General features: G+C 63.2%; 19 protein-coding genes and 2 rRNA genes. All 21 read left to right on the top strand.

Going from position 1 to position 21,429, the window contains the following annotated elements:
• Window positions 1–108, top strand: a 23S ribosomal RNA gene (locus JFY56_RS11250); the annotation flags it as partial.
• A 137-nt stretch (window positions 109–245) separates the two neighbouring features.
• Window positions 246–361, top strand: a 5S ribosomal RNA gene (gene rrf, locus JFY56_RS11245).
• A gap of 402 nt (window positions 362–763) precedes the next feature.
• The gene (gene flgB, locus JFY56_RS11240) at window positions 764–1,171 is read left to right on the top strand and encodes a flagellar basal body rod protein FlgB (protein ID WP_208313738.1); all 408 of its coding nucleotides are present in this window, start codon (window positions 764–766) and stop codon (window positions 1,169–1,171) included.
• A 5-nt stretch (window positions 1,172–1,176) separates the two neighbouring features.
• Entirely contained in the window at window positions 1,177–1,617 is a 441-nt protein-coding gene (gene flgC / locus JFY56_RS11235; protein WP_208313737.1) for a flagellar basal body rod protein FlgC, read from the top strand.
• Between the two features lie 16 nt (window positions 1,618–1,633).
• Window positions 1,634–2,326, top strand: a complete 693-nt coding sequence (gene flgD / locus JFY56_RS11230) for a flagellar hook assembly protein FlgD (RefSeq protein WP_208313736.1) — start codon at window positions 1,634–1,636, stop codon at window positions 2,324–2,326.
• A 21-nt stretch (window positions 2,327–2,347) separates the two neighbouring features.
• Window positions 2,348–3,673, top strand: a complete 1,326-nt coding sequence (flgE, locus tag JFY56_RS11225) for a flagellar hook protein FlgE (RefSeq protein ID WP_208313735.1) — start codon at window positions 2,348–2,350, stop codon at window positions 3,671–3,673.
• A 292-nt stretch (window positions 3,674–3,965) separates the two neighbouring features.
• Entirely contained in the window at window positions 3,966–4,715 is a 750-nt protein-coding gene (gene flgF / locus JFY56_RS11220; protein WP_208313734.1) for a flagellar basal-body rod protein FlgF, read from the top strand.
• A 52-nt stretch (window positions 4,716–4,767) separates the two neighbouring features.
• Window positions 4,768–5,553 carry a flagellar basal-body rod protein FlgG gene (gene flgG / locus JFY56_RS11215; RefSeq protein WP_084311364.1) on the top strand — a complete coding sequence of 262 codons (786 nt, stop codon included), beginning with the start codon at window positions 4,768–4,770 and terminating at the stop codon, window positions 5,551–5,553.
• Between the two features lie 39 nt (window positions 5,554–5,592).
• The gene (gene flgH / locus JFY56_RS11210) at window positions 5,593–6,285 is read left to right on the top strand and encodes a flagellar basal body L-ring protein FlgH (RefSeq protein ID WP_208313733.1); all 693 of its coding nucleotides are present in this window, start codon (window positions 5,593–5,595) and stop codon (window positions 6,283–6,285) included.
• A gap of 71 nt (window positions 6,286–6,356) precedes the next feature.
• Window positions 6,357–7,460 carry a flagellar basal body P-ring protein FlgI gene (locus JFY56_RS11205; RefSeq protein ID WP_208313759.1) on the top strand — a complete coding sequence of 368 codons (1,104 nt, stop codon included), beginning with the start codon at window positions 6,357–6,359 and terminating at the stop codon, window positions 7,458–7,460.
• A 7-nt stretch (window positions 7,461–7,467) separates the two neighbouring features.
• Window positions 7,468–8,601, top strand: coding sequence for a flagellar assembly peptidoglycan hydrolase FlgJ (gene flgJ, locus JFY56_RS11200; RefSeq protein WP_208313732.1), 1,134 nt, complete (start codon window positions 7,468–7,470; stop codon window positions 8,599–8,601).
• A gap of 9 nt (window positions 8,602–8,610) precedes the next feature.
• Window positions 8,611–10,626, top strand: coding sequence for a flagellar hook-associated protein FlgK (gene flgK / locus JFY56_RS11195; protein ID WP_208313731.1), 2,016 nt, complete (start codon window positions 8,611–8,613; stop codon window positions 10,624–10,626).
• 13 nt (window positions 10,627–10,639) lie between these two features.
• Window positions 10,640–11,932: a flagellar hook-associated protein FlgL gene (gene flgL / locus JFY56_RS11190; RefSeq protein WP_208313730.1), complete on the top strand. Its 1,293-nt coding sequence runs from the start codon at window positions 10,640–10,642 to the stop codon at window positions 11,930–11,932.
• A gap of 356 nt (window positions 11,933–12,288) precedes the next feature.
• Window positions 12,289–13,803, top strand: coding sequence for a flagellin (locus JFY56_RS11185; RefSeq protein ID WP_208313729.1), 1,515 nt, complete (start codon window positions 12,289–12,291; stop codon window positions 13,801–13,803).
• Between the two features lie 76 nt (window positions 13,804–13,879).
• Window positions 13,880–14,227 carry a flagellar protein FlaG gene (locus tag JFY56_RS11180; RefSeq protein ID WP_208313728.1) on the top strand — a complete coding sequence of 116 codons (348 nt, stop codon included), beginning with the start codon at window positions 13,880–13,882 and terminating at the stop codon, window positions 14,225–14,227.
• Between the two features lie 81 nt (window positions 14,228–14,308).
• Window positions 14,309–15,760 carry a flagellar filament capping protein FliD gene (gene fliD, locus JFY56_RS11175; RefSeq protein ID WP_208313727.1) on the top strand — a complete coding sequence of 484 codons (1,452 nt, stop codon included), beginning with the start codon at window positions 14,309–14,311 and terminating at the stop codon, window positions 15,758–15,760.
• A gap of 87 nt (window positions 15,761–15,847) precedes the next feature.
• Window positions 15,848–16,228: a flagellar export chaperone FliS gene (gene fliS, locus JFY56_RS11170; RefSeq protein WP_208313726.1), complete on the top strand. Its 381-nt coding sequence runs from the start codon at window positions 15,848–15,850 to the stop codon at window positions 16,226–16,228.
• Window positions 16,229–16,243: 15 nt separating this feature from the next.
• Window positions 16,244–16,540, top strand: a complete 297-nt coding sequence (fliT, locus tag JFY56_RS11165) for a flagellar protein FliT (RefSeq protein WP_208313725.1) — start codon at window positions 16,244–16,246, stop codon at window positions 16,538–16,540.
• A 206-nt stretch (window positions 16,541–16,746) separates the two neighbouring features.
• Window positions 16,747–18,222: a sigma-54 dependent transcriptional regulator gene (locus tag JFY56_RS11160; RefSeq protein WP_208313724.1), complete on the top strand. Its 1,476-nt coding sequence runs from the start codon at window positions 16,747–16,749 to the stop codon at window positions 18,220–18,222.
• Window positions 18,223–18,634: 412 nt separating this feature from the next.
• Window positions 18,635–19,837, top strand: a complete 1,203-nt coding sequence (locus JFY56_RS11155; RefSeq protein WP_208313723.1) for a sensor histidine kinase — start codon at window positions 18,635–18,637, stop codon at window positions 19,835–19,837.
• A gap of 5 nt (window positions 19,838–19,842) precedes the next feature.
• Window positions 19,843–21,240 carry a sigma-54-dependent response regulator transcription factor FleR gene (gene fleR / locus JFY56_RS11150; protein WP_208313722.1) on the top strand — a complete coding sequence of 466 codons (1,398 nt, stop codon included), beginning with the start codon at window positions 19,843–19,845 and terminating at the stop codon, window positions 21,238–21,240.
• The last annotated feature ends 189 nt before the right edge of the window (window positions 21,241–21,429 follow it).

Here is a 21,429-nt window from a genome sequence, read left to right as displayed (position 1 = left end):
TTGAGTCCCCTGAAGGGCCGTCGAAGACTACGACGTTGATAGGTCGGGTGTGTAAGCGCTGTGAGGCGTTGAGCTAACCGATACTAATTGCCCGTGAGGCTTGACCATATAACACCCAAGCAATCTGACGATTGCGGTGTAGTGGTGAAGTCGACGAACCGAAAGTTCGTGAGAACCGCAAATGACACCGAACGATCACATACCCGAATTGGGGTGAACGCGAAAGCGGGCATCCGAAAGAATTGCTTGACGACCATAGAGCGTTGGAACCACCTGATCCCATCCCGAACTCAGCAGTGAAACGACGCATCGCCGATGGTAGTGTGGGGTCTCCCCATGTGAGAGTAGGTCATCGTCAAGCACCTATCCCGAAACCCCTGGTCAGCAATGACCGGGGGTTTTGCTTTTGCGCGCGGGAAAGCCCACGGTTCGCGCCATTGTCATTCGCGGGCTGCAATGCCCACCGTAGGTTGGTGCTGAGCAACGCGAAGCCCAACATCGCCATCGTTGGGCTTCACTGCGTTCAGCACCAACCTACGCGAGTTCTGGCCCAGCCACGTAGTTGCGTAGGCTGTCATCGAAATGTCATTTCGTCGAAGTTGCCGGTGGCAGATTCGCGTTGCCGCGTGGCGGTAAGGCTTTGCCGCTTGCCGCTTGGCATGGATGCAATTTTCAACCAACTCATTGATTTATAAGTAATTTAATTGATGGCACGCACTTTGCTGAAGTAATGGAAAGCCCATATCGGCAAAGGTTAGTGACCATGAGCATCAGCTTCGACAAAGCCCTCGGCATCCATCAACAAGCCCTCAGCTTCCGCTCCCAGCGGGCAGAGGTGCTGGCCAACAACCTGGCCAACGCCGATACGCCGAACTACAAGGCGCGCGATCTGGATTTCGCCTCCGTGCTGGCTGCTCAGGTCGACAAGTCGAAGCACGGCACCTTCGCCGCTACACGTACCAGCGCCCGCCACATTGCTGCCGACGGCTTCGGCATGGGCGATGACGCGCTGAAGTACCGCATCCCGTTCCAGGCCTCCATTGACCAGAACACCGTCGACGAGCAGATCGAACAGTCCAACTATGCCGAGAACTCCGTGCAGTTCCAGGCCAGCTTCACCTTCCTCAACAACAAGTTCAAAGGGCTGATGAGCGCCCTGCGCGGGGAGTGATCGCCATGTCGCTAGCCAGTGTCTTCAACATCGCCGGTACCGGCATGAGTGCCCAGACCACCCGTCTGAACACCACCGCCAGCAACATCGCCAACGCCGAGACAGTGTCCTCCAGTGTCGACCAGACCTACCGAGCCCGGCACCCGGTGTTCGCCACCATGCTGCAGCAGGCGCAGGGCGGGCAGGGTTCGCTGTTCGCCGATGGTGACGAGTCCGGCAATGGCGTGCAGGTGCTCGGCGTGATCGAGGATCAGAGTCCGCTGGTGCCGCGCTACGAGCCGAACCATCCGGCGGCGAACGCCGACGGTTACGTGTTCTACCCGAACGTCAACGTAGTGGAGGAGATGGCCAACATGATCTCCGCCAGCCGCTCGTTCCAGACCAACGCGGAAATGATGAACACCGCCAAGCAGATGATGCAGAAGGTCCTGACCCTGGGTCAGTAAGCCGAAAGGATTCAGCATGAACGTAGATAACAGCAGTGCATCGAGCGCGATCCTGTCCAGCCTGAATGGCTCGCGCTCCGCCGGATCGAATGCCGACACCGGCACCAACAGCCTCGGCAAGGATTCCTTCCTGCAGTTGCTGGTCACCCAGATGAACAACCAGAACCCGCTGGAGCCGCAGGACAACACCGCGTTCGTCTCGCAGTTGGCGCAGTTCAGCAGCCTGGAGAGCATGCAGAACCTCGACGGCACCCTTGGCTCGTTCTACTCCTCGTTCCAGTCCTCGCAGGCGCTGCAGGCTTCGTCGCTGGTTGGCCGCTCGGTGATCGTCGCCTCCGACAAGGCGCAACTGGAAAGCGGCGCGACGCTGGACGGCAGCCTGGCGATGCCGATGTCCGGTGACGGTGTCCAGGTGAAGATCTACGACGACTCCGGCGAGCTGGTGCGCACCATCGACCTCGGCACGCAGAAGGGCGGCAATGTCGACTTCAAGTGGGACGGCAAGGACGAGGACGGCAATTTTGTCGCCAGCGGCACCTACAAGTTCAAGGCGTCCGGCAGCTTTGGCGGGACCAACATCGACCTCGCCACCTACCTGCCGGCGACCGTCAACAGCGTGACGCTGGGGCAGAACGGCGAAGGGATGACCCTCAACCTTGCCGGCATCGGCAGCGTGAGGGCTTCAAGCGTACAGACCATCGGCAAGTGATGCCGTAAAAGGAGATTACCCATGTCTTTCAACACCGCACTGAGTGGTCTGAACGCTGCGAGCACCGACCTCAACGTGACCGGCAACAACATCGCCAACGTCGGCACCACCGGCTTCAAGTCGTCGCGCACCGAGTTCGGCGATCTCTACGCTATCTCCATGTTCGGCAACGGCCGCAACTCCGTGGGCAGCGGGGTAGTCACCCAGAGCATCGCCCAGCAGTTCAGCCAGGGGAACATCACCAGCACCGGCAACAGCCTGGACCTGGCCATCAACGGCAATGGCTTCTTCATGGTCAGCGACAACGGAGCCCGCCAGTACACACGCGCCGGCGTGTTCCGTACCGATTCCAACGGCTTCATCATCGACAACTCCGGCAATCGCCTGCAGGGCTATGGCGTCAACGGTACTGGCGCCATCGTCAATGGTGTGATCGGCGACCTGCGCGTCGACACCACCAACCAGTTGCCCAACGCCAGTACCTCGATCACCTCGACCCTGAGCCTGAATTCCGCGGCCACCACGCCGACCATCTCGCCGTTCGACGCCGGTGACGCCAGCACCTACAACTGGTCGACCTCGGTGGATATCTACGACTCCCAGGGCAACTCGCACACCATGACGAACTACTTCGTCAAGGACGCCAGCAACCAGTGGAGCATGTACACCCTGGTCGATGGTCGCTCCCCCATCGACCCGACCAGCACCACCGCACTGCAGACGTCGCTGACCTTCAACGGCGCTGGCCAGCTCACCGCCATCGCGCCGACTACGCCCAGCACCACTGCAGGCCTTTCGCTGAATCCCGACAACACCCTGACCCTGAATGGCTGGGTGCCGGCGGCAATCACCGATCCGAAAAGCACTCCGGTCACCTGGGGGCCGAATGGCGCCACTGCTGCCGTGGGCGGGATGCGCATCGACATGACCAAGACCAGCCAGACCAACACCGCCTTCGCGGTTACGGCGCTCTCCCAGGACGGCTACGCCACCGGGCAGATGTCCGGACTGTCCATTGCCCAGGACGGGCAGATCTACGCGACCTATACCAACGGCCAGTCCAAGCCCATCGGCCAGGTGATCCTCGCCAGCTTCGCCAATGCCCAGGGTCTGACTCCGGTCGGCAACACCGCCTGGAAACAGACCCTTTCCTCCGGCGAAGCGGTGATCGGCACGCCGACCTCGGGCACCCTGGGTTCGGTAAGCTCCGGCGCGCTGGAGGAATCCAACGTCGACCTCACCGCGCAACTGGTCAACCTGATCGTCGCCCAGCGCAACTACCAGGCGAACGCCAAGACCATCCAGACCGAGAGCACGATTTCCGACACCATCATCAACCTGCGTTGACGGTCCGTAGGTTGGGCTGAGGCACGAAGCCCAACACCTGCTTAACCATGGCACCGTTGGGCTTCGCAGGCTCAGCGCCAACCTACGGGGCGAAGCCCAACATGCGTGATGACATTCGCAGGGGCGGCAACGCTCATTGCCGCAGGCGGCAGCCTCTCGCCGCCCTGCGGAAAACCAAGGCTCCTTCGGGAGCCTTTTGTTTTTATAAGTCCTTGTAAATCAGTCAATTAGAGATTTGGCACAGCCCTTGCTCAAGCAGCTCCAGTGAATCAAAAAGCGCCGGAGTATTGCCGTGGACAAGATGCTGTACGTGTCGATGAGTGGAGCGAGCCAGAACACCCTGGCCATGCGCGCCCACGCCAACAACCTGGCGAACATCTCTACCAGCGGCTTCCGGCGCGACTTCGAGCAGGCGCGCTCGATGCAGGTGTTCGGCGACAGCTTCCCGGCGCGCGTATACGCCATGACCGAGCGTCCCGGCACCGACTTTTCTGCCGGCAGCCTGCAGGCCACTGGCCGTGATCTCGACGTCGCCGCCAAGGGCGATGCCTGGATCGCCGTGCAGGCGCCGGATGGCAGCGAAGCCTATGTGCGCACCGGCAGCCTGGAGGTCGACGCCCTCGGCCAGCTGCGCACCGGCGACGGTTTGCCGGTGATCGGCAATGGCGGGCCGATCGCCGTGCCGCCGCAGGAAAAGATCGAGATCGGCGAGGACGGCACCATCAGCATCCGCGGCCTGGGCGAGAACCCCAGCGCCATGGCCGAGGTGGACCGCATCAAGCTGGTCACCCCGGACCCGAAGCAGCTGGAGAAGGGTACCGACGGCCTGATCCGCTTCAAGACCCAGCCCGGCCAGCAGGCGCCGCTGGCCGATGCCGACGCCAAGCTGCAATCCGGTTTCCTCGAATCGAGCAACGTCAACGCGGTGGAAGAGATGACCTCGATCCTCGCGTTGTCCCGCCAGTTCGAGCTGCACGTGAAGATGATGCGCACCGCCGAGGACGACTCGGCGGCCATGGCTCGGGTTTTGCAATTCGCCTAATCAACCAGTCCATGGCGCCATGAATCCGGCGTCAGGCTAAAGGAGAGCAACGATGCTTCCGGCACTGTGGGTCAGCAAGACGGGTTTGGCCGCCCAGGACATGAACCTGACCACCATTTCCAACAACCTGGCCAACGTCTCCACCACCGGCTTCAAGCGCGACCGTGCGGAGTTCCAGGACCTGCTGTACCAGATCAATCGCCAGCCCGGCGCGCAGTCCAGCCAGGACAGCCAGTTGCCGTCTGGCCTGCAACTGGGTACCGGTGTGCGCGTCGTCGGCACGCAGAAAAACTTCACTGCCGGCAGCCTGCAGACGACCGACAACCCGCTGGACCTGGCGGTGAACGGCCGCGGCTTCTTCCAGGTGCTGATGCCGGACGGCACCGTCGCCTACAGCCGTGACGGCAGCTTCCACCTGAACTCCGACGGGCAGATCGTCACCTCCAATGGCTATGCCCTGGAGCCCGCCGTCGTCGTGCCTGCCGAGACCCAGACCTTCACTGTCGGCCAGGACGGTACCGTCTCCGTGACCACCGCCGGCAACCCGCAGCCGCAGATCATCGGCAACCTGCAGACCGCCGATTTCATCAACCCCGCCGGCCTGCAGGCGATGGGCAACAACCTGTTCCTCGAAACCGCCTCCAGCGGCGCGCCGCAGGTCGGTACCCCGGGCCTGAACGGTCTCGGCACCGTGCAGCAGAACACCCTGGAGAACTCCAACGTCAGCGTGGTCGAGGAGATGGTGAACATGATCACCACCCAGCGCGCCTACGAGATGAACTCCAAGGTGATTTCCACCGCGGACCAGATGCTGTCCTTCGTCACCCAGAACCTTTGATGCGTAACGCGGAGCCGTCCGCTCCCATGAGGTAGTTGCATGAACCGTTTCCACCTTCTTCCGCTGCTGGCCGTCGCTGCGCTGGCCGGGTGCGTCAATCCTCCGCCGAAGCCGGATGATCCGTACTACGCCCCGGTCCTGCCGCGCACGCCGCTGCCGACAGCGCAGAACAACGGTTCGATCTACCAGGCCGGTTTCGAGAACAACTACTACAGCGACCGCAAGGCCTTCCGCGTGGGCGACATCATCACCATCACGCTCAACGAGAAGACCCAGGCGAGCAAGAAGGCCAATTCCGACATACAGAAGGACAGCAAGACCAACATGAGCCTGACCTCGCTGTTCGGCGGCGGGGTGTCGACCAAGAACCCGATCACCGGCGGCAACCTCACGCTGGATGCCGAGTACGCCGGCTCGCGTGATGCCAAGGGCGACAGCCAGGCGGCGCAGAGCAACAGCCTGACCGGCTCGATCACCGTCACCGTGGCCGAAGTGATGCCCAACGGCATCCTCTCCGTGCGCGGCGAGAAGTGGATGACCCTGAATACCGGCAACGAGCTGGTGCGCATCGCCGGTCTGGTCCGCTCCGACGATATCGCCACCGACAACACCGTGCCCTCGACCCGCGTGGCCGATGCGCGCATCACCTATTCCGGCACCGGCGCCTTCGCCGATGCGAGCCAGCCGGGTTGGCTGGACCGCTTCTTCCTCAGCCCGATGTGGCCGTTCTGACAGGGGCGATGCGGATGACCACCATCGTAGGAGCGGGCCATGCCCGCGAAACCATCGGCAGGATCGCGGGCATGGCCCGCTCCTACGGGATGGCGCTGCTGTGCTTGCTGCTTTGCCTCCCTGCCCACGCCGAACGCCTGAAGGACATCGCCACCATCCAGGGTGTGCGCAACAACCAACTGATCGGCTACGGCCTGGTGGTCGGCCTCAACGGCACCGGCGACCAGACCACCCAGACGCCGTTCACCCTGCAGACCTTCAACAACATGCTCGCGCAGTTCGGCATCCGGGTGCCACCGAACATGGGCAACGTGCAGCTGAAGAATGTCGCCGCGGTTTCCGTGCACGCCGACCTGCCGCCCTTCGCCAAACCGGGGCAGGCCATCGATATCACCGTGTCGTCCATCGGCAACGCCAAGAGCCTGCGCGGCGGCAGCCTGCTGATGACCCAACTGAAGGGTATCGACGGCCAGACCTACGCCATCGCCCAGGGCAACCTCGTCGTCGGCGGCTTCGATGCCGAGGGCCGCGACGGTTCGAAGATCACCGTCAACGTGCCGTCCGCCGGACGCATTCCCTCCGGCGCCACCGTCGAGCGCGCGGTGCCGAGCGGTTTCGACCAGGGCAATAGCCTGACCCTCAACCTCAACCGCCCGGACTTCACCACCGCCAAGCATATCGTCGACCGCATCAACGACCTGCTCGGCCCGGGCGTGGCGCAGGCCATCGACGGCGGCTCGGTGCGGGTCAGCGCGCCGCTCGATCCGAGCCAGCGGGTCGACTACATGTCGGTGCTGGAAAACCTCGAAGTGAAAGCGGGCGAGGCGGTGGCCAAGGTCATCATCAACTCGCGCACCGGCACCATCGTCATCGGCCAGAACGTGCGCGTGTCGCCGGCCGCCGTCACCCACGGCAGCCTCACCGTGACCATCACCGAAGACCCCATCGTCAGCCAGCCGCAGCCCTTCTCCAACGGCCAGACCGCCGTGGTGCCGCGCTCGCGGGTGAATGCCGAGCAGGAAGCCCGGCCGATGTTCAAGTTCGGCCCGGGCACCTCGCTGGACGATATCGTCCGCGCGGTGAACCAGGTCGGCGCGGCGCCCGGCGACCTGATGGCGATCCTCGAAGCCCTGAAACAGGCCGGCGCACTGCAGGCCGAGCTGATCGTGATCTGAGGCCGCCATGGACGCACGACTCTTCAACGCCAAGGCCGCCGTCGACAGCGGCGCCTACACCGACCTCAACCGCCTCAACCAGTTGAAGCACGGCGACCGCAACAGCGAAGGCAACATCCGCAAGGTCGCCCAGGAATTCGAATCGCTGTTCCTCAACGAGATGCTCAAGACGATGCGCTCGGCCAACGAGGTGTTCGCCAAGGACAACTACCTGAACAGCGAAACCAGCAAGCAATACCAGGACATGTACGACCAGCAGCTGTCCGTGTCGCTGTCCCGCGACGGCCACGGCATCGGCATCGCCGACGTCATGGTGCGGCAGATGCAGCAGATGCAGGGCGTGAAGTCCAATGGCGGCAACCCGTTCGCCCAGGTGCAGAACAACCATGCCGTGGCGCAGGCGAGCGGCAAGAGCTTGCCGCAACCGGAAGCGGGCCGCGACGACAGCAAGGCGCTGAACTCCCGCCGCCTGGCGCTGCCGGGCAAGCTGAAGGATCGTCAACTGGCCGGCATCACGCCGACCGTCAGCAACGCAGGGGAAGGCAAGCCGCTCGCCCGGGACGATTGGCGCAAGGATCGCCAGTACGACGTGGCCGCTGTCAGCGAACGCCGTGCCGTGCGGAAGCCGGGCCAGCGGATGTTCGCCTCCCGTGACGAGTTCGTCGCCGCCATGCTGCCGATGGCCGAGCGCGCCGCCAAACGCATCGGCGTCGACCCGCGCTATCTGGTGGCGCAGGCCGCGCTGGAAACCGGCTGGGGCAAGTCGCTGATCGTCCGCAATGACGGCAGCAGCGGCCACAACCTGTTCGGCATCAAGGCCGGCGCGAGCTGGAAGGGCGACTCCGCGAAATCGCTCACCAGCGAATACGAGAACGGTCGGAAGGTGCGCGAGGTTGCGTCGTTCCGTGCCTACGACTCGTTCGAGCAGAGCTTCCACGACTACGTCAGCTTCCTGCAGAACAACGACCGTTACCAGGACGCCCTCGACTCCGCCGCGCGCCCCGATCAGTTCATGAAGGAACTGCAGCAGGCCGGCTACGCCACCGACCCGCAGTACGCACGCAAGGTCAACCAGATCGCCAAGCAGATGCAGGTCTACCAGGCCGTCGCCATGGCCGACAGCCCGACCCGGACCCTCTAAGGACAGAACATGAGTTTGCTTTCCATCGCTCTATCCGGCCTGCGCGCCACCCAGACCTCGCTGACCGCCACCGGCCACAACATCAGCAACGTCAACACACCGGGCTACTCCCGGCAGCAGGCGATCCAGCAGACCAGCATCCCGCAGTTCGCCGGCTACGGTTATGTCGGCACCGGCACCCAGGTGGCCGACGTCCGCCGGCTGGCCAGCGACTTCCTCACCGCGCAGGTGCGCACGGCGACCAGCCAGAGCAACGAGCTGGATGCGTTCAAGGGGCAGATCGAACAGCTCGACGCGCTGCTGTCCGACACCACCACCGGCATAAGTCCGGCGCTGCAGAAATTCTTCACCGCATTGCAGACCGCTTCCTCCAACCCGTCCGCCAGCGAAGGCCGCGAAGCGCTGTTGGCCGAGGCGCAGGGGCTGTCGAAGTCGTTCAACACGCTGTACGACCAACTGGACAAGCAGAACGGCCTGATCAACCAGCAGCTCGGTTCGCTGGCCAGCCAGATCAATTCGCTGGCCAATACCGTCGCCGGCTATAACGACGCGATCCAGAAGTCGACGGGCTCCGGCGTGAAGCCGAACGACCTGCTGGATGCCCGCGACGAAGCCATCCGCCAGCTCTCGCAACTGGTCGGTGTGCAGGTGGTGCAGCAGGACGACACCTCGCTCAGCCTCTTCATCGGCACCGGCCAGCCGCTGGTGGTCGGCAACAAGGTGTCGACGCTGCAGGTGGTGCCGGGTGCCGATGATCCGAGCCGCCACCAGATCCAACTGGTCAGCGGCAGCGTCACCCAGACCATCACGCCGCAGATTTCCGGTGGGCAGATGGGCGGCCTGCTGGCCTATCGCGACACCGTGCTGGACAGCTCCTACAACAAGCTCGGACAGATCGCCCTGACGTTCGCCGATGCGGTCAATCGCCAACTCGGCCAGGGCCTGGACCTGTCCGGACAGGCCGGCGGCATGCTGTTCGGCGACATCAACGACCCGAGCATCACCGCCCTGCGCGTGCTGGAGCGGAGCGGCAATATCGGCACGGTGAAGACGAACCTGCAGATCACCGATACCGGCAAGCTGAATCCCAGCGACTACCGGCTGGATTTCGACGGCACCAACTTCACCGCGCGGCGGCTGAGCGACGGTGAGTCGATCAGCGTGACGGTGAGTGGCACCGGCCCGTACACCCTGAGCTTTGCCGATTCGAAAGGGGAAGGGCAGGGCTTCGAGATGACCCTCGACACGCTGCCGGCGGCTGGCAACCGCTTCACCCTGCAGCCGACTCGCAGCGGCGCCGGGGATATCCGCAATACACTGCTCAAGGCCGAGCAACTGGCATTTGCCGGCACCGCGCGTGCGGAAAGCACCACCAACAATCGCGGCACTGGCAGCATCGGCCAGCCAAAGCTGGTCGGCGGTCCGTCGCCGGTGGTGGTTGGCGAACTGCAGAGTCTGTTCGGCAGCGGCCTGTCGCTGAGCTTCGACAGCGCCAGCAACACCGTGGGCGGCACTCTGCCGCCTGGTGCGACCCTCAGCTATCTCTCGCCCTCCACGAGCAATCTGGTGCCGGGCCAGACCAATACCCTGCGCCTGGATTACACCGATCCGGGAACCGGCAACAGCTACAGCTATGAATTCACCCTGAGCGGCGTGCCGCAGGCCGGCGACAGCTTCAGCCTCGGTTTCAACAGCAAGGGCATCTCCGACAACAGCAACGCCCTGGCACTGTCCGGACTGCAGAGCAAGAACACCGTGGGTGGCAGCGCCGGCGCCAGCTTCAACTCCTCCTATGGCGGCCTGGTCGAGCGCGTTGGCACCCTGACCGCGCAGGTGCGCACCAACTCCGACGCCAGCGCCACCGTGCTCAAGCAGGCGCAGGACAGCCGCGACTCGCTGTCCGGCGTCAGCCTCGACGAAGAGGCGGCCAACCTCATCCAGTTCCAGCAGTACTACAACGCTTCGGCGCAGGTGATCCAGATCGCCCGCTCGCTGTTCGACACCCTGCTTGGCAGCTTCCGCTGAATAAGGACCTGATATGCGTATCTCCACAATCCAGGCCTACAACAACTCAGTCGGCGGCCTGCAGCGCAACTACTCCAGCGTCACCCGCACCCAGGAGCAGATCAGCACCGGCAAGCGCCTGCTCACCCCGGCGGACGACCCGGTCGCCTCGGTGCGCCTGCTGCAGCTCAGCCAGGAGCAGGCGCTCAACGGGCAGTACAAGACCAACATCACCGCGGCGAAGAACAGCCTGAATAGCGAGGAGGCGATCCTTACCTCGATTGGCAACGTACTGCAGCGCGTCCGGGAAATCGCCGTGCAGGCCGGCAACGGTGCGCAGGACTCCAGCGACAAGCAGGCTCTCGCTACCGAGCTGGCGCAGCGCGAGGACGAACTGTTGAACTTGCTGAACAGCAAGGATGCCAACGGCAAGTACCTGTTCTCCGGTTCCCAGGGCGACATCCAGCCGTTCGTGCGCAACCCTGATGGCACTTACAGTTATCAGGGCGATGAAAGTCAGCGCCAGGTGCAGATCGCCAGCAGCACCTTCCTGCCGATCAGCGACAGCGGCAAGGAGCTGTTCGAGAACATCTTCAATGCGAATCGGGTGAAAACGGACGAGGTTGCTGGAAACACCGGTACGGGACGTATCTCGTTGGGCATGGTGGACGACAAGCTGGCCTATGACCGCGACTTCCCGGCGAGCAATCCTCCATCGGCCGGCGATGGAGTGGGCATTCACTTCCTCGATCCGAACAACTATGTGATTTACGACGCCAACGCCACGCCGGATTGGAGCACCTACGACCCCGCATCGCCTCCGGCCTGGCAACTCGCCAATGGCAGCATCGACAACGATGAGCTGACCAAGGACGTCATCCGCTATGGCGGCGTCAGCGTCATTCTCGATGGGAAACCGGCAGCAGGTGACGAGTTCACGATCAACCGCGATCCGGCGCACGAGAAGCGCAGCATGCTCGATACGGTGTCCGAACTGCGCAAGGCGCTGGAGAACGGCGCGGACACTCCCAGCGGCAGCAAGGCGATTCGCGATGCCACGGGCGTGGCCCTGAGCAATCTGGATGCGGCCAGCAACCAGATACTCAAGGTGCGTGGGCAGATCGGTGCGCGGCTGAACACCATCGACTCCACCGAAACCTTCATCGACGACGTCTCGCTGGTGAATACCGGAGTCATCTCCGATTTGCAGGATCTCGACTACGCGGAAGCACTGTCACGCCTGTCCATGCAGTCGACGATCCTCCAGGCCGCACAGCAGAGCTACGTGAAGATCAGCGGGCTGAGCCTGTTCAACTTCCTCGGCTGAGCCGCGGCGATTCGTAGGTTGGTGCTGAGCTTGCGAAGCCCAACAACGCTATCCGACACCGCCAGGTGTTGGGCTTCACTGCGTTCAGCACCAACCTACGTCGGTCAGCCGGGATATCCGCTAAAGCCCGGGACACTTCTGTCGATAGCGTGTTTGTACCTCCCGTGTGGTTGCGGGAGTTGTGGGTATGTCCGGTCAGGCAACTGACCGCGAGAAAGAAAAAACGCGAAGTTTCGCTAAAGCTCCACGAACAGGCGCCGATAAGAACTTCGAATGCGAATTCTTGGGATACCTGAGCAAGCAGGCCGAGATATCGCGCGCTCAGGCATCGAACAGGACCTCTGAAGGAGACCACCATGGCCCTTACCGTCAACACGAACATTGCTTCCCTGAACACCCAGCGCAACCTGAACAGCTCGTCCAACGCGCTGAGCACTTCGCTGCAACGTCTGTCCACCGGCAACCGCATCAACAGCGCCAAGGACGATGCTGCCGGCCTGCAGATCTCCAACCGTATGACCAGCCAGATCAGCGGTCTGAACGTCGCGGTACGCAACGCCAACGACGGTATCTCCCTGGCCCAGACCGCTGAAGGCGCCCTGCAGCAGTCCACCAACATCCTCCAGCGTATGCGCGACCTGTCGCTGCAGTCGGCCAACGGCACCAACGACTCCACTGACCGCAAGGCACTGCAGAAGGAAGTCAGCGCCCTGCAGGACGAGCTAACCCGTATCGCCGACACCACCACCTTCGGTGGTCGTAAGGTGCTGGATGGCTCCTTCAACAACGTGGACTTCCAGGTCGGTTCCAACGCCCACGAGACCATCAGTGTTTCCGTGGGGGCGGCGGGGTCCAGCGATCTGGGCACCCATGCGGTAAAAGGGCAGGCGAACAGCAGCACTGTATTTGGTTCCATCATTGCTGATACTGCGCTTCCGGCCGCTGGCGCCGGCGGCAACGGTATGACGGCCAATAACCTTACTATCACTGGTCCGGACGGCCAAGCTACGGGTATCGCTGTAGGTGACGATGACGAGGGAAGTAGCGCTGCTGCTGTAGCTGCGGCAATCAATGCCAAGGAGTCCACGACGGGTGTCAAGGCTGAAGCGCACACCAAGGTGGTCATGTCCAATCTGACCAGTACCGGTAACGTGTCGTTCGATCTGACTGGAGGAACTGGCACAGCATCGATTTCCGCCAACATCAGCGATACTACGAACTTGTCGAACTTGCGTGACGCGATTAACGCCAAGACTTCGACCACTGGTGTTACCGCCAAGATCGATGACAAGGGCAGCCTTACCCTGGAATCCAAGGACGGCAGCAACATCGCCATCGACGGCTTTGCAGTTAGCGGTAGTTCTGACGAAAGTATCGATATCCAAGCCTATGATTTCGACGATAACCCGCTGGGTACAGTGACTACTCTGACAGAGGGCGGCGACGTTGCAGCTTTGGTAACTGGTGACGTTCGCCTCACCTCCTTGGGTGGCTTCACCATTCAGGCTGACACCGACGATACTATTTTTGCCTCGGGCGGTAGCAATTCCGACATGGACACCGTCCAGTCCATCGACATCAGCAGCGTAAACGGTGCCCAGAAAGCCATCGGCATCATCGACTCGGCCCTCGGCCAGATCGACAGCACCCGCTCCAGCCTCGGTGCCGTGCAGAACCGTTTCGACAACACCATCACCAACCTGCAGAGCATCGCCGAGAACGTCGACTCTGCTCGTAGCCGTATCCGCGACGCCGACTTCGCCGCGGAAACCGCGACCCTGTCGAAGAACCAGGTGCTGCAACAGGCCGGTACTGCGATCCTGGCCCAGGCCAACCAGCTGCCGCAGGCGGTTCTCAGCCTGCTGCGCTAAGCCCCGGCCAACGGCTGATCGGGTAACAGGAGGAAGGGGCAACCCTTCCTCCTTTTTGGCTTTTGCGAGGTGAAAGATGGACGTTGCAAACATCGCATCCATGGTTGCGCCGAGCCGTGCTGCCAGCATCAAGCCGGCCGCCGATACAGCACAGAATTCATCACTCCGCGACGGCGAGTCTTCGCGTGATGGCGCTGCCTCGCGTAGTCGACTGGATTCAGCCGTGGACGATATCCAGTCCTTTTTGCAGACGCTCAAGCGAAACCTCAACTTCAGCATCGACGAATCCTCCGGCAAGGTAGTGGTCAAGGTTATCGACGGTGATTCCGGCAAGGTAGTGCGGCAAATGCCTTCCGAAGATGTGCTGAAACTTGCCGCCCGGCTCGACGATATGCGCAGCCTGATGTTCGAAGCCCACGCCTGAGGCGGTGGCGATGATTGGCATGAAGCTTGCCCTTGATTCTCGGCAGGCAATACTCGTGCGGATTCTTGACGGAGAAGGGATATGACCAGCATCACCGGTCTGGGCTCGGGCCTCGACATCAACGGCATTGTCAGTGCGCTGGTGTCGGCGGAGAAAACCCCGAAGCAGAACCAGATCGACAAGCTGAGCAAGGCTACTACCAGCAAGATCACCGCACTGGGCAGCTTGAAAAGTGCCATCAGCGATTTCCAGACGGCGCTTTCTTCGCTCAACAAGCCGGAGAGCTTCCAGGGGCGCAGTGTCAGTTCATCGAAAACGGATGTGCTGACAGCGACCGGTACCCCGAAGGCCGGCGTGGGCAGCTATCAGGTCGAAGTGAAGCAGCTGGCCCAGGGCAGCAAGGTGGCGTTGGCGGCGATTCCCGCCAACGGAAGCGAGGCTGCGACCTTCGGCAAGGGCAGCCTGACCGTCAAGGTCGGCGACACCGAGCTTCCGGCCATCGAGGTGGACGAAAGCAACAACACCCTGGCGGGCCTGCGCGATGCGATCAACAAGGCCGGCAAAGAGCAGGGCGTCAGCGCCACCATCGTTACCGATGCCCAGGGTGCTCGATTGGTATTGAGCAGCAGCAAGATGGGCGATGGCCACGACATTGCCGTGAGTGTCAGCGGTGATGACGGCAGCGGCAGTGCCAGCCTCGAAGACCTTGCTTTCACGCCGAGTGCGGCGCCCAGCGATCCCGATGTGGTGGACCCGCCGGTTCCGGACGATCCGAAGGCGCCGCGCATGCTCAGTCGCGCCAGGAGCGCCGAGCTGAGCATCGACGGTCTGCTGGTCAGGAGCGACTCCAATACCGTCGAAGACGCCATCGAAGGCGTCACCCTCAATCTCAAGAGCCTGACCAAGGCGGGCGAGCCGTTGAGCGTGGATGTCGGCCTCGACACCGGCGGCGTCAAGAGCAACATCAAGAAGTTCGTCGACGCCTACAACAAGCTGATGGGCGTCATCAAGGAACAAACCGTGGTCACCTCCGTCGGCGAGGGCAAGACGCCGGTCACCGGCGCTCTGGTGGGTGACGCCACCGTGCGCTCGCTGGTCAGCACCATGCGCAACGAACTGGTTACCACCAATGGCGATGGCGGCGTTCGCGTGCTCGCTGACCTGGGGATCATGACCAAGCAGGATGGCACGCTGGAGCTGGACTCGACCAAGCTGGACAAGGCAGTCAGCGAGAACTTCGAGGACATCGCTTCCCTGTTCGCCGGCGACAATGGTCTTGCAGCCCGTATGACCAACAAGCTCAAGCCTTACACCGATACCGGCGGCGTCCTCGAACTGCGCAACAAGGCCCTGCAGGGCACGTTGAGTAGCGTCGACAAGCAGCAGGAAGACCTCAATCGGCGTATCTCCGCGCTGCAGGAGCGACTGTTGAAACAGTTCAACGCCATGGATGCGCTGGTCGGCAACCTGCAATCCACCGCCAACAGCCTGACCAATCAATTGGCCAGCCTGCCGTTCGCCAACAAGAGCTGAACCGTATTTCCCGGTAAAAATCGATAAAGCTCCTGCCAACTCTGCCGATAAATCGGACAGTGAGTGAATTCCAGCAGGAGCTGATCCATGTACGCGATGCGAGCCATGAAGCAATACCAGCAAGTCAGCCTGGAGGCCCGTGTGGCCGAGGCTACGCCCCACGGCCTGATCCTGATGCTCATGCAGGGCGGCCTGGAGCGGCTGGCTCAGGCGCGCGGTGCCATCGAGCGTGGGCAGTTGGCGGAGAAAGGCGAACTGATCGGCAAGGCGCTGGGTATCGTCAGTGGCCTGCGTGAAGCGCTGGATATGGAAAAAGGCGGGGAACTGGCTGGTAACCTGGAAGGTCTTTACGGTTACATGACCCAGCGCCTGCTGGAAGCCAACCGCAGCAACGACGCCTCCATCCTCGATGAAGTGGCGGGTCTGTTGCGGGAAGTGAAATCAGGCTGGGACCAGATTGCCGCCTGATGAATGGGGAATGAGATGAGCCAGGCCATGCAGCAACTCAATGAAACTCGCGCAGCGCTGGCAGTGGCTTTGCGCGAGCAGGACTGGCAGGCAATCGCCGACCTGGACCAGGCTTGCCGTGCGCAGGTCGAACATGCCATGGGGGACGCCGGGCGCGATGAGCAGGCTCTGCGCGAAACCATGGAACAATTGCTGGCGATGTACGGCGAACTGCTGGCGGCCTGCCGTCAGCAACGGGAAGCGATAGGCGAGGAACTGGCGACGGTTCGTCGCGCCAGCCAGGGCGCCAAGGTCTACCAGTTATTCGGTTGAGTCGACATTTTTCGCGCTGGAGTTCGCGTATCTTGCACTGGCGTCCCTGTTCGGACCGCATCAGAAAATTCACGTCATTTATTTGACTCTCTCCCGGTTCTTTACTTTAATACTGGCTAAATGCTGGCGAACTCGGGGGAAGTGAAGTCGCCGGTATTTCTTTTTACCGCCTCGGCCGGCCTCTTACTCCAGGAAGACAGATCAAGATGTGGCGCGAAACCAGAATTCTCCTGATCGATGACAACACCGAGCGTCGCAGCGAACTCTCGGTAATCCTCAACTTCCTCGGTGAAGACCACCTTGCCTGCAGCAGCCGGCAATGGCGCGAGACCGTCTCGCCGCTCGCCGGCGGCAATCGCGACGTACTCTGCGTGCTGCTCGGCGCCGTGGAGAGCAAGGGTGGGGCGCTGGAAACGCTCAAGCAACTGGCGGTCTGGGACGAGTTCCTGCCGGTACTGGTGCTTGGCGAATCCGTTCTGCCAGAGTGGCCGGAAGATGTCCGCCGGCGCATCCTGGCCAGCGTCGAGATGCCGCCGAGCTACAACAAGCTCCTCGATTCCCTGCACCGCGCCCAGGTCTACCGCGAGATGTACGACCAGGCCCGCGACCGCGGCCGTCAGCGCGAGACCAACCTGTTCCGCAGCCTGGTTGGCACCAGCCGGGCGATCCAGCAGGTGCGGCAGATGATGCAGCAGGTCGCCGATACCGACGCCAGCGTGCTGATCCTCGGCGAGTCCGGCACCGGCAAGGAAGTGGTGGCGCGCAACCTGCACTATCACTCCAAGCGCCGCGAAGCGCCGTTCGTGCCGGTCAACTGCGGCGCGATCCCGGCGGAACTGCTGGAAAGCGAGCTGTTCGGCCATGAAAAGGGCGCCTTCACCGGTGCCATCACCAGCCGCGCCGGGCGTTTCGAGCTGGCCAACGGCGGCACCCTGTTCCTCGACGAGATCGGCGACATGCCGCTGCAGATGCAGGTCAAGCTGCTGCGCGTGCTGCAGGAGCGCACCTTCGAGCGGGTCGGCAGCAACAAGACGCAGAACGTCGATGTGCGCATCATCGCCGCCACCCACAAGAACCTCGAGAAGATGATCGAGGACGGCAGCTTCCGCGAGGATCTCTACTACCGCCTCAATGTCTTCCCCATCGAGATGGCCCCGCTGCGCGATCGCGTCGAGGATATCCCGCTGCTGATGAACGAACTGATCTCGCGCATGGAGCACGAGAAGCGCGGTTCGATCCGTTTCAACTCCGCCGCCATCATGTCGCTGTGCCGCCACGACTGGCCGGGCAACGTGCGCGAGCTGGCCAACCTGGTGGAGCGCCTGGCGATCATGCATCCCTATGGGGTGATCGGCGTCGGCGAGCTGCCGAAGAAATTCCGCCATGTCGACGACGAGGACGAGCAGTTGGTCAACGGCCTGCGCGAGGCCCTCGACGAGCGTGCGGCGATCAGCGGCGGCCTGCCGGGCCTGGATTCGCCGGCGATGCTTCCGGTCGAAGGGCTCGATCTCAAGGACTACCTGGCCAACCTCGAACAGGGGCTGATCCAGCAGGCGCTGGACGACGCCAACGGCGTGGTCGCGCGCGCCGCCGAACGCCTGCGCATCCGCCGCACCACCCTGGTGGAGAAGATGCGTAAGTACGGCATGAGCCGGCGCGAAGAGGAAATGGCGGAGGATTGACGCCTTCCCCCGGCTGAATGATGAAAGGCGGATAGAGCGGAATGCTTTATCCGCCTTTTTCGTTGCGGCGTGGAGTGAAAGCGACCACCTGCCTTATACCGGCAGGAGCCACGTAACCCATCCTACGGGCCTGCCGATGATGCTTTTGTAGGAGCGAGCTCTGCTCGCGAAGCTTTTGAGTTGCCGGCATTCGCGAGCATCGGACTGGGCGTCCCCCTCGCTCCTACAGGAGTTCGCCCCGCGGCTGACCGTAGCGGGCCATGCCCGCGAATCGCGCGCATGGCGCGCTCCTACAGGTGCATGTGCATCCCTCCGAACCAATCCCACGCGAATCTGGGAAATTTCCGGCACGCAGCTTGCTATGCCTCCTCCGACCGACATTTCGCTGACGTCGGATGGAAGAGAGAGTCGCATGATGCAAGCCGCCCACAGTCCCGCCTCGCCGCCGAATCCGGTGGAGGAAAGCAGCCGCGCCGGTCTTGAGCAGGCCTTCGCCCTGTTCAACCAGATGTCCAGCCAGCTCAGCGAGTCCTACAGCCTGCTGGAGGCGCGCGTCTCCGAGCTGAAGGGCGAGCTGGCCCTGGTCAGCGCCCAGCGCATGCAGGAACTGGCGGAAAAGGAGCGGCTGGCCAATCGTCTGCAGAGCCTGCTCGACCTGCTGCCCGGCGGCGTTATCGTGATCGATGGCCAGGGCGTGGTGCGCGAAGCCAATCCGGCGGCGCGCGGGCTGCTCGGCCAGCCGCTGGTGGGTATGCTCTGGCGTCAGGTGATCGCCCGCTGCTTCGCTCCGCGTGAAGACGACGGCCACGAGATTTCCCTGCGCGATGGGCGTCGCCTGTCCATCGCCACCCGTTCGCTGAATGGCGAGCCCGGCCAACTGGTGCTGCTCAACGACCTCACCGAAACACGCCGCCTGCAGGATCAGCTGGCCCGCCACGAACGCCTGTCCGCGCTGGGGCGGATGGTTGCCTCGCTGGCCCACCAGATCCGCACGCCGCTGTCCGCCGCCATGCTCTATGCCGGCCACCTCAGCGAGCAGGAACTGCCGGCGGAACAGCAGCAACGCTTCGCCGGCCGGCTCAAGGAGCGCCTGCACGAACTGGAAAACCAGGTGCGCGACATGCTGGTGTTCGCCCGTGGCGAGCTGCCGCTGCCGGACCGCCTGACCCCGCCGCAACTGTTCGCCAGCCTGCGCGCCGCTGCCGAGCCTCACGTGGATGGCCTGCAGGTACGCTGGCAGTGCGATGCGCGTGTCGGCGAGCTGCTGTGCAACCGCGACACCCTGGTCGGCAGCCTGCTGAACCTGATCGAAAACGCCATCCAGGCCGGCGGCCGCGACGTGCGCCTGAAAGCCCACCTGTACCGCCGCGGCGACCGCCTGCGCCTGTCCATCAGCGACAACGGCCCGGGGATGGATGCCGGCACCCTGGCGCGTCTCGGCGAACCCTTCTTCACCACCAAAACCACCGGCACCGGCCTTGGGCTGGGGGTGGTCAAGGCTGTCGCCAAGGCCCACCAGGGCGAACTGCGCCTGCAGTCCCGTGCTGGTCGCGGCACCTGCGCCACCCTGATTCTGCCGCTGCTCGCGGCGCCCGCTTGCGCTCACGAGGAATGAACACGATGTCCGTCAAAGTCCTGCTGGTCGAGGACGACCGCGCCCTGCGCGAAGCCCTTTCCGACACCCTGCTGCTCGGTGGGCATGAATTCGTCGCCGTCGACTGCGCGGAAGCAGCCCTGCCGGCGCTGGAGCGCGAGGCGTTCGACCTGGTGATCAGCGACGTCAACATGCCGGGCATGGATGGCCACCAGTTGCTCGGGCTGATCCGCGCACGCTATCCGCAACTGCCGGTGCTGCTGATGACCGCCTACGGCGCGGTGGATCGCGCGGTGGATGCCATGCGCCAGGGCGCGGCGGATTACCTGGTCAAACCCTTCGAAGCCCGCGCGCTGCTGGAGCTGGTGGCACGTCATGCACTGGGCAAGGCGGCCGGGGAGGGCGACGGTCCGGTGGCGCTGGAGCCGGCCAGCCGGCAACTGCTGGAGCTGGCCGCCCGGGTCGCACGCAGCGATTCCACGGTGCTGATCTCCGGCGAATCCGGCACCGGCAAGGAAGTATTGGCGCGCTACATCCACCAGCAATCGCCGCGCGCGACCGGTCCCTTCATCGCCATCAACTGTGCGGCGATCCCGGACAACATGCTCGAAGCCACCCTGTTCGGCCATGAAAAGGGCGCTTTCACCGGCGCTATTTCCGCCCAGCCGGGCAAGTTCGAGCTGGCCGACGGCGGCACCATCCTGCTCGACGAAATCTCCGAAATGCCCCTCGGCCTGCAGGCCAAGCTGCTGCGCGTACTGCAGGAGCGCGAAGTGGAACGCGTCGGCGCACGCAAGCCAACCGTCCTGGACATCCGCGTGCTCGCCACCACCAACCGCGACCTGATGGGCGAAGTGGTGGCGGGGCGTTTCCGCGAAGACCTCTACTATCGGCTGTCGGTGTTCCCGTTGGCCTGGCGACCACTACGCGAGCGTCCGGCGGATATCCTGCCGCTGGCCGAACGCCTGCTGGCGAAATACATACGGAAGATGCATCACGCGCCGGTAAGCCTGTCCGTCGATGCTCGCACCGCGCTGCTGGCGCACACCTGGCCGGGCAACGTGCGTGAGCTGGACAACGCCATCCAGCGCGCGCTGATCCTGCAGCAGGGCGGCTGGATTCGCCCCGAGGACCTGTGCCTGACCGCACCCATCGGCCATGCCATCGTCGCCTCCGTGCAGGTCGCGCCGCTGCCGACTGGCGTCGGAAATCCGGCACCGGTACTGGACGAGCCCGCCACCGCGCTGGGCGAGGACCTGAAGCGCCGCGAGTTCCAGATGATCATCGACACCCTGCGCAGCGAGCGCGGCCGCCGCAAGGAAGCCGCCGAGCGCCTCGGCATCAGCCCGCGCACCCTGCGCTACAAGCTGGCGCAGATGCGCGATGCGGGGATGGATGTGGAGGCGTACCTGTACGCGACCTGAGTGCCGGATTTCCCCTGCGGGCCCGCCTGGTGCGGGCCTTCTTTTTTGGGTTCTTCCTTGGCATTTTCCTTCCGTAGGGCGGGTGAAACCCGCCATGGCGTCTTCGTATTGGCGGGTTGCACCCGCCCTACCTGCTTTCCTCGGTAATCCGAGCGCCACCGTCTCAATCTGGCACCCTTGTTGCTTTAA

It is taken from the genome of Pseudomonas schmalbachii, assembly GCF_017589465.1.
Lineage (GTDB): Bacteria > Pseudomonadota > Gammaproteobacteria > Pseudomonadales > Pseudomonadaceae > Pseudomonas > Pseudomonas schmalbachii.
Note: the sequence above shows the minus strand (reverse complement) of the source record. Positions and strands in the feature narration are given on the sequence as shown.